This is a genomic window from Streptomyces sp. NPDC047022 (genome assembly GCF_040644155.1).
Taxonomy (GTDB): Bacteria; Actinomycetota; Actinomycetes; order Streptomycetales; family Streptomycetaceae; genus Streptomyces.
Window position 1 is genome coordinate 131,483 of record NZ_JBEYVV010000001.1, and the last position, 12,990, is coordinate 144,472.

12 protein-coding genes are annotated in these 12,990 nt (G+C 71.0%); 5 read left to right on the top strand and 7 right to left on the bottom strand.

The genetic code is table 11. From position 1 onward, the window contains the following. Window positions 1-264: 264 nt before the first annotated feature. The 4 genes from ABZ845_RS00610 to ABZ845_RS00625 all read right to left on the bottom strand — a co-directional run bounded on the left by ABZ845_RS00610 (window position 265) and on the right by ABZ845_RS00625 (window position 6,112). On the bottom strand, window positions 265-2,226 hold the full coding sequence (locus ABZ845_RS00610; protein WP_360971281.1) for a TerD family protein: 1,962 nt from the start codon (window positions 2,224-2,226) through the stop codon (window positions 265-267). Between the two features lie 83 nt (window positions 2,227-2,309). Further along, window positions 2,310-2,888, bottom strand: coding sequence for a TerD family protein (locus ABZ845_RS00615; RefSeq protein ID WP_360971283.1), 579 nt, complete (start codon window positions 2,886-2,888; stop codon window positions 2,310-2,312). A gap of 159 nt (window positions 2,889-3,047) precedes the next feature. Beyond that, window positions 3,048-5,204: an excinuclease ABC subunit UvrB gene (gene uvrB, locus ABZ845_RS00620; protein ID WP_360971286.1), complete on the bottom strand. Its 2,157-nt coding sequence runs from the start codon at window positions 5,202-5,204 to the stop codon at window positions 3,048-3,050. Between the two features lie 41 nt (window positions 5,205-5,245). Next, on the bottom strand, window positions 5,246-6,112 hold the full coding sequence (locus ABZ845_RS00625) for an MHYT domain-containing protein (protein ID WP_360971288.1): 867 nt from the start codon (window positions 6,110-6,112) through the stop codon (window positions 5,246-5,248). A 277-nt stretch (window positions 6,113-6,389) separates the two neighbouring features. Here ABZ845_RS00625 and ABZ845_RS00630 point away from each other — a divergent pair, with 277 nt between their 5' ends. From ABZ845_RS00630 to ABZ845_RS00645, 4 genes are all read left to right on the top strand, one after another. Next, window positions 6,390-7,262 (top strand): glycerophosphodiester phosphodiesterase family protein, encoded by an 873-nt coding sequence (locus ABZ845_RS00630; RefSeq protein ID WP_360971291.1) that lies wholly within the window; start codon window positions 6,390-6,392, stop codon window positions 7,260-7,262. Between the two features lie 84 nt (window positions 7,263-7,346). Then, on the top strand, window positions 7,347-7,901 hold the full coding sequence (locus tag ABZ845_RS00635) for a methylated-DNA--[protein]-cysteine S-methyltransferase (RefSeq protein WP_360971294.1): 555 nt from the start codon (window positions 7,347-7,349) through the stop codon (window positions 7,899-7,901). A gap of 179 nt (window positions 7,902-8,080) precedes the next feature. After that, window positions 8,081-8,986, top strand: coding sequence for a pseudouridine-5'-phosphate glycosidase (locus tag ABZ845_RS00640; RefSeq protein ID WP_360971297.1), 906 nt, complete (start codon window positions 8,081-8,083; stop codon window positions 8,984-8,986). After that, on the top strand, window positions 8,971-9,888 hold the full coding sequence (locus ABZ845_RS00645) for a sugar kinase (protein ID WP_360972384.1): 918 nt from the start codon (window positions 8,971-8,973) through the stop codon (window positions 9,886-9,888). The genes ABZ845_RS00640 and ABZ845_RS00645 overlap by 16 nt, the downstream gene beginning before the upstream one ends. 61 nt (window positions 9,889-9,949) lie before the next feature. Here ABZ845_RS00645 and ABZ845_RS00650 read toward each other — a convergent pair whose 3' ends face one another. The 3 genes from ABZ845_RS00650 to ABZ845_RS00660 all read right to left on the bottom strand — a co-directional run bounded on the left by ABZ845_RS00650 (window position 9,950) and on the right by ABZ845_RS00660 (window position 12,111). Further along, entirely contained in the window at window positions 9,950-10,744 is a 795-nt protein-coding gene (locus ABZ845_RS00650; protein ID WP_360971300.1) for a methyltransferase domain-containing protein, read from the bottom strand. Window positions 10,745-10,896: 152 nt separating this feature from the next. Next, entirely contained in the window at window positions 10,897-11,325 is a 429-nt protein-coding gene (locus tag ABZ845_RS00655) for a CBS domain-containing protein (protein WP_360971303.1), read from the bottom strand. Between the two features lie 135 nt (window positions 11,326-11,460). Then, window positions 11,461-12,111, bottom strand: coding sequence for a uridine kinase (locus tag ABZ845_RS00660; protein ID WP_360971306.1), 651 nt, complete (start codon window positions 12,109-12,111; stop codon window positions 11,461-11,463). 122 nt (window positions 12,112-12,233) lie between these two features. Here ABZ845_RS00660 and ABZ845_RS00665 point away from each other — a divergent pair, with 122 nt between their 5' ends. Next, complete coding sequence (locus tag ABZ845_RS00665) at window positions 12,234-12,926, top strand: DUF2293 domain-containing protein (protein WP_360971309.1); 693 nt, start codon at window positions 12,234-12,236, stop codon at window positions 12,924-12,926. Window positions 12,927-12,990 lie beyond the last annotated feature (64 nt).

Below are 12,990 nucleotides of genomic sequence, written 5' to 3' on the forward strand. Positions count from 1 at the left end.
GGCAGTTGTCAGCGTCGTCGCTGCCGGAGGTCTCTTCCACCCGCGGTGTCCCGGGTGCATGGTGCGTCCGGGGCCTGCGGGCCGGCGCCCCGGGATCCGATCCGATCCGTACTGACGGGTGCGCCGCAGCAGATAGGGAGTACTCCCCTCCGTGTGAAAGAGAGTACCCGAAGACCCAAGAGAAGGTAAAGAGCTCGACAGCGAAAGGTCAAACTGACTGCTCAGCGCCACTTTGCTTGTTCTTGGCCGGAGAGTTCACCCAGGTCAGCGGTTCCAGGAACGGCGCGTCCGCGCCACCTGGTCGAGCACGTGCTGAAGGACCTGGCTGTTCTGGGGGAGGCACGCCGGCTCATAGGTCCAGGCGTGGCCGACCCACGGGTCCGCGAGGTGGTCGTCGGGCACCGGCGTGAGCCGCAGCAGCGAGCGCCACAGCGGATCGAGCAGCGGGCCGTAGGCGGCGGCGTCCTGACGGTCGGCGACCATCATCAGATGGACGCCCACGGCCGGGCCCTCGTCCGCGAGATAGCGCAGCTGTGTCACGGCCCGGTCGTCGAAGCCGTGCGGGAAGTCATTGACGATCAGCAACTGTTCGGCCGTGTCCACACCGGGAGGCAGCGAGTCGGAGGCGCCGCCGCGCACCGCCATCTGCACCAGGTCGACCCGCTGGGTGAGCCGCGTCAGCACGTCGGCCATGCCCGCCGCGCCGGCTGCCGGCGGCCCCGCGAGTACACCCGACCCGACAAGAGGGGCGCAGGCCGCGGCACCCGAACCCGCCGGGTCGATGATGTGCACCGCGAACTCGCCCGGCGGGTACACCGCGAGCAGCCTCGCCGCGTGTGTCACCGCGACGTCCATGGCGAGGCGGCGCACTTCGTCCGCGTCCACGAGCGAGTCGAGGGACCCCGGGCTGCCGCTGTCGATCCACAGACCGCGCTCCAGCGGCAGCCTGATCAGCATGGGTATGCGCAAGCTGCCGCTCTCGGGAAGGCGCAGATCGCCCAGGCGCACGGCCATCGGGAGCTCCATCGGCGGCCGGTAGCCGTGCCACACCGGGCTGTCCCAGCGCGCGAACGCCATGGGCAGGGCGGGCTCGACGACCTCTGACTCGGCGATGAGCCGGCCGAGGTCGCGGTCGAGCACGGCCCGCGCCTGCGTGACAAGTTGCTCGTGCCGGTCACGGGCCGCCTCAAGAGCCGCATCGCCCTGGCCGCCGAGCCGGCTCCGCGGGTCGGACAGGGCCTTGTCCAGCTCCTGCTCCCTGCGCGATTCGGCGAAGTCGACGGCGCTGCGGTAGGCGGCGACCGTGCGCGTCAGGTCCTCGAACATGCCCCACACCTGGTTGTAGAGCCGCTCCTCCATGGACCAGCCGGTGGCGTCACCCGCGACTGGCTGCGTGGGCTGCCCGGGAGCGGCGGCGGGTGCGACCGGAGGCGGTGGCGGCGCCGTGGTCCGCCGGCCGGGGTGGGTGTAGTCGATGGGGCCGCCCAGGGCGGTCTCCGGGGCGGCGGCCGTGGTTCCCTGGACGTCGTACGGAGATCCCTGAGGCGGTGTGCCCGGCGCACCCGGCTGGGGCGACACGGCGCCGGAGATGCCCTGGGACGCCGTCGGGGCCGGTGTCTGCCGTGGGCGCTCCTGCTCCGGCAGACGGGGCGGGGGCGGAGCGACCGAGCGGGCCAGGCCCCGTGCCACCGCTTCGCTGATACCGGCCGCGAGCTGCTGTGCCTCGGGCAGCCCTTGGTCGCTGAAGAGGTCGGCGAGTCCGCCCGCGTACCCCTGGCCGACCGCGCGCACCTTCCAGGCGTCCTGCCGACGGTAGAACTCCAACGCGATGACGGCGGACTCGGCATCCAGCCCCGTGATCGTGTAGGTGGCGACTTCGGTGCCATCGGGCTCGGTGACCGCGACGAACGGGGCCGCGACCGCTCCGAACCGCACCGGACCTCCGGTCGCCGTCGGCAGGGCGAGCAGCACGGTGACCCGGTGCACGCTGTCCGCCAGGGCGTCCAGGTCGAACGCGAGACGGTGTTCGGACGCGGCCTGCCCGGAGACCTCCAGACCGGGCAGTGTGGGCGCACCCGGGTGCGCCACCCACTCCGGGCCGGGAACCCTGCCCTGCCCGTCGCCGAGCGCGGCTCCCGCCACGACCGGCCGGCCGGTGGACACCCGGACCTCGAGTCGGGCCTGGGGAAGCGGATGGTTCTGCCCCCGGACCAGCTCGGCCGTCATCGCCTTCCCCCTGCTTCGCACTTGTTGCCCCCGTCGCACCGCGTCCGGCCGTCCCCGGATCGCGTCCGGCCGTGTCCGGCCGTCTACAGATGCGGAAGGATCGACGGCATCAGGTCCTGGAAGGTGCGGCCGTTGGCGGGCGTGCCGAGCGCCGTCATCGTCCAGCCGGTGCCCGCGCGGTGCACCTTGGCCATGATCTGCGCCGTGTACGCGCCGCCACCCGCGAGGGTGTAGCGGGCCAGCTCCTGGCCGTTGGTCTCGTCGACCAGACGGCAGAACGCGTTCTGCACCTCCTGGAACGTCTGGCCGGTGAACGAGTTCACGGTAAAGATGATCTGGTCGATGTGGACCGGGACGCGCTGCAGGTCGACGAGGATCGCCTCGTCGTCACCGCCCTGGCCGGCGCCGCCGACCAGGTTGTCACCGGTGTGCCGCACCGAGCCGTCATCGCTCACGAGGTGGCGGAAGAAGACCACGTCGACGGGCTGCTTGTCCGCGAACAGCACGGCGGACGCGTCGAGGTCGATCTCCCGGGTGCGGGAACCGAACAGCCCTCGCCGGGGGGCGGCCTGCCAGCCGAGTCCCATGCGCACCGCGGTCAGCGTGCCCCCGTCGTTCTTCTGAAGGCTGATGGCCTGACCCTTGGTCAAGTTGACGGTCACGCGCTGTTCCCCTCTCGCACTGTCCCCTGTCGACCGCGGATTCCGCGGACATCAAAACCCTACGCAACGGCGCCGACAGCGCCGAGCCCCGCCCCGAGTTTTGTGGCGGTCCTGCAACACATCCGGGGGACTCGGGGCCCGGCGCCGAAGGAACGGCCGTCAGGCCAGACCCGCCTCCCTCATCTGACGCAGCTCCTTCTTCATCTCGGAGACCTCGTCGCGCAGCCGGGCCGCGATCTCGAACTGGAGGTCAGCGGCGGCAGCGCGCATCCGTTCCGTCAGCTCTTCGATCTGCCCGGCGAGTTCGGCCGCGGGGCGGTCGGTCGGGACCGTCTCCCCTGCCTTGCCCTTGGCGGTCTTGCCACCCTTGGCGCCCTTGGCACCGCTCGCCGCGTGACTGGCCAGCGAGGGAACGGGGCTCTTGGCGCCCTTTCCGTCCTTCGCCTTGCGATAGCCCGACCCGAGCAGTTGCTCCGTGTCGACGTCCTCGCGGGCGATCTGCGCCACGATGTCGTTGATCTTCTTGCGCAGGGGCTGGGGATCGATGCCCTTGTCCGTGTTGTACGCGATCTGCTTCTCCCGGCGGCGATTGGTCTCCTCGATGGCCTTCTCCATCGCCGGGGTGATCTTGTCGGCGTACATATGGACCTGGCCGGAGACATTGCGCGCGGCACGGCCGATGGTCTGGATGAGCGAGGTGCCCGAGCGCAGGAAGCCCTCCTTGTCGGCGTCGAGGATCGCCACCAGGGATACCTCGGGCAGGTCGAGGCCCTCCCGGAGGAGGTTGATGCCCACCAGGACGTCGAACTCGCCCGACCGCAGCTCGCGCAGCAGCTCGACGCGGCGCAGGGTGTCCACGTCGCTGTGGAGATAGCGCACCTGGATGCCGAGTTCCAGGAAGTAGTCAGTGAGGTCCTCGGCCATCTTCTTGGTGAGCGTCGTGACCAGGACGCGCTCGTCCTTCTCGGTGCGCTTGCGGATCTCGTGCACCAGGTCGTCGATCTGGCCCTCGGTGGGCTTGACCACGACCTCGGGGTCGATCAGGCCGGTGGGGCGGATGATCTGCTCGACGAAGCCGTCCGCCCTGGAGAGCTCGTACTTGCCGGGGGTCGCCGACAGATACACCGTCTGGCCGATGCGCTCCTGGAACTCCTCCCACTTCAGGGGGCGGTTGTCCAGGGCGGACGGCAGCCGGAAGCCGTGGTCCACGAGGGTGCGCTTACGGGAGGCGTCGCCTTCGTACATGGCGCCGATCTGGGGCACCGTGTTGTGCGACTCGTCGATGACGAGCAGGAAGTCGTCCGGGAAGTAGTCCAGCAGCGTGTTCGGCGGGGAGCCGGGCAGACGGTCGTCGAAGTGCATCGAGTAGTTCTCCACGCCGGAACAGGTGCCGATCTGGCGGAGCATCTCGATGTCGTAGGTCGTGCGCATACGCAGGCGCTGGGCCTCCAGCAGCTTGCCCTGCTTCTCCAGCGTGGGCAGACGCTCCTCCAGCTCCTTCTCGATGCCGTTGATCGCCCGCTCCATGCGCTCGGGGCCCGCGATGTAGTGGGAGGCCGGGAAGACGTACAGCTGCCGGTCGTCGCTGATGACCTCGCCGGTGAGCGGGTGGAGGGTGGAGAGCGCCTCGATCTCGTCGCCGAACATCTCGATCCGGACGGCCAGCTCCTCATAGACCGGGAAGATCTCGATGGTGTCGCCGCGCACCCGGAAGGTTCCGCGGGTGAACGCCACATCGTTGCGCGTGTACTGGATGTCGACGAAACGGCGCAGCAGCTGGTCGCGGTCGATCTCGTCGCCGACGTTGAGGCTCACCATGCGGTCGACGTACTCCTGCGGGGTACCGAGACCGTAGATGCAGGAGACCGAGGCGACCACGACGACATCGCGGCGGGTCAGCAGCGAGTTGGTCGCGGAGTGGCGCAGGCGCTCCACCTCCTCGTTGATCGAGGAGTCCTTCTCGATGTAGGTGTCCGACTGCGGAACGTACGCCTCGGGCTGGTAGTAGTCGTAGTACGAGACGAAGTATTCGACCGCGTTGTTCGGCAGGAGCTCTCGGAACTCGTTGGCCAGCTGGGCGGCCAGGGTCTTGTTCGGCGCCATCACCAGGGTGGGGCGCTGGAGCTTCTCGATCATCCACGCGGTGGTGGCGGACTTTCCGGTGCCTGTCGCTCCGAGCAGGACGACATCCTTCTCACCTGCGCGGATGCGCTTTTCCAGCTCGGCGATTGCCGTGGGCTGGTCGCCGCTCGGCTGGTAGGGGCTGACGACCTCGAAGGGCGCCACCGTGCGTTCGATCTGTGAAACGGGCCGCATGCCATCCACCGTACGACCCCCCACTGACAACGGGGGCCGGATCAGCGTCGCTGCGCGGTACGGGACGGCCGGCGCTCGGGCTGCCGGCGGACGCGGGGCTGTGGACGCCGCCCGGTGCGGGCGAGCTCCGGGTGGGCGGGGACGCCCGGCTTGCGCTCGGCCGGCGGCCGGGCGGGCCTGCCCCTGACCATCAGCGGGTCGAACAGGACGACGGCACCGGCCAGGCACAGGAAGACGAGCGGGCCGATCAACAGCGGGGCGAGCAGGGCGGCGGGCGATTCACCGTCCGGGGCGCCGGATGAGCTGTGCAGATGGACGGTGAGGGCGGCCATGCTCGTGTAGTGCATGCCGCTGACCGCGAGCCCCATGACGATGCTCGCCCCGACGCTCCACAGGAAACCGCGGACCTGTCCGGCCGCCCAGAGAGCGGCGGTCGACGCGACGACCGCGATGACGACGGAGACCGCGACGGTCAGCGTGTTGTAGCCGAGCACGCCGTTCAGCCGCATCCCGGCCATGCCGAGGTAGTGCATCGAGGCGATACCCAGACCCGTCACGGTGCCCCCGGTGAAGAGCGCCACCCCGGTGGCTCCCCGGTAGCCCACGATGAAGACGCCCACGCCGACCATGACGATGGCGACCGCGAGACTCGCGAACGTGATCGTCCGGTCGTAGTGGATGGGGGTCTCCTTGACGGTGAATCCCATCATCGCGACGAAGTGCATGGTCCACACGCCGGACCCGATCGCGGCCGATCCCAGGGCGAGCCAGCCGGCGCGCCAGGACTGGGCGACGCACAACGATCTGATGGTGCAGCGCAGACCGAGCGCGCTGCCGAGGCAGGCCATGAGGAACGCCACGACCGGCGTGACGAGTCCGTAGCTGAAGCCGTCGACGGTGCCCTGCATGCGCGACTGCCCTTCCCGCCCTGATGCGTCCCGGATTTCGAAAAATGCCCCCCATCCCCAGGACCGCTCCGACGGTCAGGGTTGTCGCAGAGAGTATGACTCGCACCTGAACGGTCGAACGATTTTCCGGCAAAGAATCACGGTGCTGCCTCACTTGTGCGGCGGCTGTGAGCGACTTTCGCTGACTCCGGTCATGTGTGGGTTTCCTGCAACGACAAATCCTTACCCTCTGCTGTCAATCTAGTGCTTTACGTGATCGACGACATGAGGAGGACGCATGCAGGTGCGCGTCGCCGCCACCACGACCACCGCGCTCTTCGGGCTCGGCGTCGCCATACTGCCCACGCCCCACGCCGGAGCGGCCGGTGGTGACGGCCCGGTCGTCGTCGCCCACCGCGGTGCCTGCGGGTACGCCCCCGAGAACACGCTGGCCTCGATCGACAGGGCGGCGGCCATGGGCGCCACGTGGGTCGAGAACGACGTCCAGCGCACCAGGGACGGACAGCTCGTCGTCATCCACGACGCCACGCTGGACCGCACGACCGACGTCAAGCGGCTGTACCCGAACCGGGCCCCTTGGCGGGTGAAGGACTTCACAGCCAGGGAAATCGCACGCCTGGACGCGGGCAGCTGGTTCGGGCAACGGTTCGCGGGCGTGCGTGTGCCGACGCTGCGGCAGTACATGGAGCGGGTGTCGCACAACCACCAGAGCCTGGTCCTGGAGATCAAGAACCCGGAGCTGTACCCGGGGATCGAGCGCCAGACCCTCGGCCTGCTGGGCAGCCAGGGCTGGCTCGACCCCGGCCGTCTGCGCGACCGGCTGGTCGTCCAGAGCTTCAGCGCGGACAGCGTGCGGAAGGTCCATGCGCTGCGGCCCGCGATCAGGACGGCGTATCTGGGCACGCCGAAGGTGACGGAGCTGAAGGCGTACGCGCGGTTCGCCGACCAGATCAATTCCGAGTACACCAAGCTCTCTCCCCCGTACGTCTCCGCGGTCCACGCCCTGAAGGGCCCGCACTCGCAGCGGGTCAAGGTCTTCGCCTGGACCGTCAACCGCGCCGACGAGGCCCGGCGGCTGGCCGGCTTCGGTGTGGACGGCATCATCACGAACGTGCCCGACGTGGTGCGCAGAGCCACCACCGCCTCCTGACCCCGAGGGCGCTCCTGGCGCGGGCCGGGCGTCCGTCCGGACCGTGCCAGGAGCGTTGTCAGTGCCCCGCCGTACGGTGGACGCATGGACAGTCATGGGCAGGACGAGCAGCAGCCGGTGTGGGCCGTGGTCGCCACGGACATCGGCCCCCTGCTGCTGGCCGCCACACGCGACGGCCTGGTGAACGTGGTGTTCCACGCGACGGACCCGGTCCGCGACAAGGCTCTGGAACGGCTGGCCTCCCGGCTCGGCACACAGCCCGTCGAGGATCCCGGCTCACCGCTCCTGGCCGAGGCGATACGCCAGCTGACGGCGTACTTCGCGGGCGAGCTGCGTGACTTCGCTCTGCCGCTGGACTGGTCCCTGATCACGGGGTTCAACCGCCAGGTGCTGCGCGAGCTGGCGTCCGGAGTGCCGTACGGGGCGGTGGTCGGCTACGGCGACCTGGCCGGCCGGGTCGGTCAGCCCGGTGCGGCCCAGGCGGTGGGGGTGGCGATGGGTTCGAACCCGCTGCCCGTGGTCGTGCCGTGCCACCGCGTGGTGGAGAGCGACGGGGGCATCGGCGGGTTCGGGGGCGGGCTGGAGACCAAGCGGAAGCTGCTGGCGCTCGAGGGCGTCCTGCCCGAGCCGCTCTTCTGACCCAGCGCGCGTCATTCGCCATCACGCGTTCTGCGCCATCGCGCGTTTCGAGCCATCACCTCTTCCGAACCGTCACCTGATCCGGATCATCGCCCGCTCCGAACCATCACCGCCGAGGGTTTGACCGCAGGCGCCGCCCGCCAGAGATGAAGGAGGACCATACGACAGGAGGCAGGCGCGTGCTGGTGGTGTCCGAAGAGGTACGGGAGGCGCTCGCCGCGCGCCGTCCGGTGGTGGCGCTGGAGTCGACGATCATCGCGCACGGGCTGCCGCGTCCGCGCAATCTCCAGGTGGCGCTGGAGCTCGAGGACGCCGTAAGGCAGGAGGGTGCCGTACCGGCGACGGTCGCCGTCCTCGACGGCCGGGCCCATGTCGGCCTCTACAAGGAGCAGGTGGAGCGGGTCGCGAACGAGGAAGGGATCCGCAAGCTCGGGCATCGCGATCTCCCGCTCGCGGTGGCGGCGGGGGCGAGCGGGGCGACGACCGTGTCCGCGACGGCGCAGCTCGCCTCCCTCGCGGGGGTGCGGGTGTTCGCGACGGGCGGGCTCGGCGGTGTCCACCGGGAATGGACGCTGACCCAGGACGAGTCCGCCGACCTGCGTCTGCTCGCACGGACCAGGATCACCGTGGTGTGCGCGGGCGTGAAGTCGATTCTCGACGTGCCCGCGACCCTGCAGCGCCTGGAGACGCTGGGCGTTGCGGTGGCCGGGTACCGCACGGACCGCTTCCCGGGCTTCTACCTGTCCGACTCCGGGCATCCGGTCGAGTGGACGCTGGAGTCGCCGGGGCAGGTGGCGGAGGTCATGCGGGCGCAGGACGCGCTCCGCGGCCCGGCGTCGGCACTCATCGTCGCCAACCCGGTCCCACGGGAGGAGCAGCTGGATCCCGGTCTTCACGCGCGCGTGCTCGCCGACGCGCTGCAGGCGTGCGAGGCGGAGGGCGTGACGGGCCAGGCGGTCACGCCGTTCCTGCTCGACTATCTGGTCCGGCACACCGAGGGGGCCTCGCTGGACGCCAACCTGGCGGCCGTGCGCGGGAACGTACGCCTCGCGGCGCGGATCGCGGCGGCCTGGGCCGGAGTGTGAGCGGCGCGCTGCTCGTCCTCGGCGACGTCGTCAATGACGTCGTCGCCCGGCACGCCGGCCCGCTCGCTCCGGGCACGGACACGGCCGCCGTGATCCGCACCCTGCCTGGTGGCGCCGGCGCGAATGTGGCGTGCTGGGCGGCTCACTGGGGCTGTCCGGACGTGCGGATGCTGGGACGGGTCGGGGCCGAGTCGGCCGCCTGGCACGAGCGGGAGCTGACGGCGTCCGGCGTGCGGCCCCTGCTCGTGGTGGACCCGGCAGCGCCCACGGGGACGGTGATCTGCCTCGTGGACGGGGGCGCCGCGGCGGAGCGTACGTTCCTCACGGACAGCGGGGCGTCGCTGCGGCTGGCTCCCGCCGACTGGTCGGACGCGTTGCTCGAGGGCGTCTCGCGCCTGCATCTTTCGGGCTATCTGTTCTTCTCCGAACCGAGCCGGGCCCTCGTGGCGACGGCCTGTGCGGCGGCACGCGCGCATGGCGTGCCGGTGAGTGTGGACCCCGCGTCGACGGGGTTCCTCGGCGAGCTGGGCGTGGACAGGTTCCTTTCGCTCGTCGACGGGTTCGACGTGCTGCTGCCCAGCCGGGACGAGGCGTGTCTGCTGACCGGGCTGCCCGACCCGGCGGACGCGGTGGCGAAGTTGAGCCGCCATGTCCCCCTCGTGGTCGCCAAGCAGGGAGCGGAAGGGGCGCTGGTGGCGGCTTCGGGAGCGGTACGGGCCCGGGTCGCGGCCCTCCCCGCGGTGCCCCGCGACACGACAGGAGCGGGGGACGCGTTCACAGGGGCGTTCCTGGCTTCGCTGGTCGCCGGGGCGCAGCCGGAAGAGGCGGCGAGGGAGGGATGCAGGGCGGGAGCCATGGCAGTGGAGAGGGTGGGGGGAAGACCGCCGAGAGCGAGCGGGTAGTCCGCGGTGACTGGCGGGCGCAGCCGCGCCGGCCGTGCTTCCCTCTGTTCCCTCGCTTCCCCTACTCCTTGTACCCCCAGGCCGAGATCATCGGCGCCGTCGCCAGATCCATCGTGCCGGAGGCCACATGGGAAAGATGACGGTCGATCTCCTCGTCGGTGGCGAGTCCGGCGGCAAGGAGCCGGTCCCGGATCTGACGGACGGTCGCGGCTTCGAGTACGGCACAGGCCGGCGAGGTGACGGGGAAGTACGCGTCGGCCTCCACGCGACGCAGGCCGGCCTCGCGCAGCAGGCGCGGGAGCCTGCGGCCGTACGACAGGTCGGCGCCCCGCTCGGCGAGGAGCGTACGGAAGCCCGTGCGCAGGCGGTTGGCGAGCTGCTGTTCGGGGCCGTACTCGTCCGGGCAGATCAGGGGCTGAAGTGCCGGGTCCGCGTCCTCGAGCAGCAGCCGGCCGCCCGGGCGCAGCGCCTTGATCATCGATCGCAACGCCCGTTCCCGGTCGGGGACATGGACCAGGACTAGGCGGGCGTGCACAAGATCGAAGTGTGCGCCCGGCGGCTCATCCGCGCCCACGTCGTGGGTGCGGACCTCGATCTGGGGAGCCGTGGCCGAAACTGCCCAGGAGGTGTCGATGTCGGTGGCGACGACCTTTCCCGTCGGGCCCACCTTTCCGGCGAGCCACGAGACGACCGAGGTACCGCCCGCGCCCACCTCCCAGCAGCGCCAGCCGGGTCCGATGCCGAGGTCTTCGATATGGCGGAAGGTCGTGGGATCGAAGAGGGTGGAGAGCGCATCGAAGCGCCGGCCGGCCTCGGCCTGCTGGTTGTCGAGGAGATACCCGTCGGATGCCGTCATGCGGAGATCATCGCAGGAGGCTCGTCCGTTCTGACGGGGACGGGCGAGGCGGGTGAGGCGCGAGGCAGGCAAGGCAGGCGCGGCAGCCGTCCGCAATGCCCGTGCGCCGGGTGCACAATCCCGCCGCGCCGGGGCAGCGGGACCGCGCGAGGTCAGCGTGTGGCGCTCCTCGCGTAGACACCCTCCACAAAGATGGCCAGCTGGTCGTCCGACAGGTGCTGGGCCAGATCGGACTCGCTGATCATGCCGACGAGACGTTTGTTCTCGATGACGGGAAGCCGGCGGATCTGGTGCTCGCCCATCTGGCTGAGCACTTCGCTGACATCGGCGTTGGCCTCGATCCACCGCGGTGTGCCCCTGGCCATGTCGCCCGCGGTCACACGTGAGGGGTCGTGCCCCATGGCCACGCAGCCGACGACGATGTCGCGGTCGGTCAGGATGCCGCAGAGCCGCTCGTTCTCGTCACTGATGGGCAGCGCACCGACGTTGAGTTCGCGCATGAGCTGGGCGGCGCGGTCCAGGGTCTCGTGAGCGGGGATCCACTGGGCACCTCGGTGCATGATGTCTCCGGCGGTGGTCATGGAGTACCTCCCGTTGCCGGACGGCCGGCGCGGCACGGGACGCACCGCAGGTCCCGGCGCCCTTCATTCTCGCCGTGTCCACGGACGAACGCACCCGGAGGGGCAGTTCCCGGAAGGTGCGGGTCGACGCGAGGGTCACCCCGTCCAGCCGCTCCAGGCGGGATGGCGCGGGTCGTCGGCGCGGACCACGACGTCGGCGGCGTCGCCCGGGGCCGACTCCTCCTCGTAGCGTTCGAAGGCGGGCAGCGTCCAGTGCTCCGGCTCGGGGGTGCGGCGGCGCAGCGCGCCGGGCGAGAGCTGTACATGGACCGTCATGTCGAAGGGGAACCAATGCCGCAGCAGCAGGGGGCCGTGGAGCAGCAGGAGCCCTCCTGAAGGGAGTTGACGGTAGGGGCTGCGGGTTGCGCGGTCGGTGGCCGGATCCCACAGGTCGGGCAGGACGCGGCCGTCGCCACCGGGTTCGAGGGGGCCGAAGACCTCGCGCCACAGGGCGCCGGTGTCGAGCCAGCCGTCGTAGTAGGAGTCGGGGTCCCGGTGGCCGTGCTCGAGGCGGACGGAGGCGGGGCGCAAGAACCCCTCGGTGCCGACGACGAGCGAGACCCGGCCGCGTATGCGCAGTGCGTCGCCGACGCGCCGCGCGAGGTCGCCGGGGTGCGCCGCCGGGGCTCCGTCGAACGCGATGCGGGGCCAGGGGCTGTCGTCGGCCGTCTTCAGACCGAGCAGCCGGTCGGCGAGGAGGTCGCCGAGCCGTTCCCAGGTGATCGCTTCAAGTCGCACAGCACCCATGATGCCGCGCCGTCCGCGATCGCCCGCCTGCCCCCGCCCGCTCCCGCCCGCCCGCGTCCGCCCGCTCGCTCCTCCTCGCGCCGGTATGGTCGTCGCGCGGGCGGGCGGGGAATGAGAGGGACATGGCGCAGACCCCAACTCCTCCGCCCCCGAGCGGACTTCTCGTGTTCCAGCCGCTCAGGCGAAGAAAGCGCTGTGCCCGCTGTCGCAGGGGGCCGTTACCGATGCTGGTGCTGGAGCAGGGGGCACCGTGCTGCCTGGACTGCGCGGACCTCGGGCATCTGGTGTTCCTGCCGCGCGGCGACACGGCACTGACCCGGCGGTCGCGGGAGGCGAGCGCGTTGTCGGCGGTGGTGGTGCGCTTCAACCGGCGCCGGAGCCGTTACGAACGGCAGGGGATCCTCGTCGAGGAGGCGGCGCTCGCGTGGGCCGAGGAGCGGTGCCTGGCGGACGCGGAGGCGCGGCGCAGACGGCGGGCGAGGGACGCGCGACGGCGGGCGGCCGATGACACACGGTTCGCGGACGCCTTCGCCGAGGAGATCCGGCGCCTGTTTCCCGGGTGCCCGCCGCAGCGGGCGCACGCGATCGCCGTACACGCGTCGATACGGGGAAGCGGACGGGTCGGGCGCAGCACGGCGGGGCGGGCGCTGTCGGCGGATGCGGTGACGGCGGCGGTGCGGGCCTCCGTGCGGCATACGGAGACGCCGTACGACCAGCTGCTGATGAACGGGGTGCCCCGGCCGGAGGCTCGGCGGCGTATCGCGGGCGCCCTGGAGTCGGTGCTGCGGGAGTGGCGGCTCCCGGAGGCTGCGTGACCCGGTGGCGGGCCCGGAGCGGCCGCTCAAGGCACCGGCTCGAGGCCACCGGGCCCGGTACCGG

Bases quoted from the DNA above. Each gene is read 5' to 3' on its own strand.
- uvrB (WP_360971286.1), bottom strand. From the start codon at position 5,204: ATGCGGCCCGTTTCACAGATCGAACGCACGGTGGCGCCCTTCGAGGTC.
- ABZ845_RS00665 (WP_360971309.1), top strand. From the start codon at position 12,234: ATGGCGCAGACCCCAACTCCTCCGCCCCCGAGCGGACTTCTCGTGTTC.
- ABZ845_RS00625 (WP_360971288.1), bottom strand. From the start codon at position 6,112: ATGCAGGGCACCGTCGACGGCTTCAGCTACGGACTCGTCACGCCGGTC.
- ABZ845_RS00630 (WP_360971291.1), top strand. From the start codon at position 6,390: ATGCAGGTGCGCGTCGCCGCCACCACGACCACCGCGCTCTTCGGGCTC.
- ABZ845_RS00655 (WP_360971303.1), bottom strand. From the start codon at position 11,325: ATGACCACCGCCGGAGACATCATGCACCGAGGTGCCCAGTGGATCCCC.
- ABZ845_RS00635 (WP_360971294.1), top strand. From the start codon at position 7,347: ATGGACAGTCATGGGCAGGACGAGCAGCAGCCGGTGTGGGCCGTGGTC.
- ABZ845_RS00660 (WP_360971306.1), bottom strand. From the start codon at position 12,111: ATGGGTGCTGTGCGACTTGAAGCGATCACCTGGGAACGGCTCGGCGAC.
- ABZ845_RS00610 (WP_360971281.1), bottom strand. From the start codon at position 2,226: ATGACGGCCGAGCTGGTCCGGGGGCAGAACCATCCGCTTCCCCAGGCC.
- ABZ845_RS00650 (WP_360971300.1), bottom strand. From the start codon at position 10,744: ATGACGGCATCCGACGGGTATCTCCTCGACAACCAGCAGGCCGAGGCC.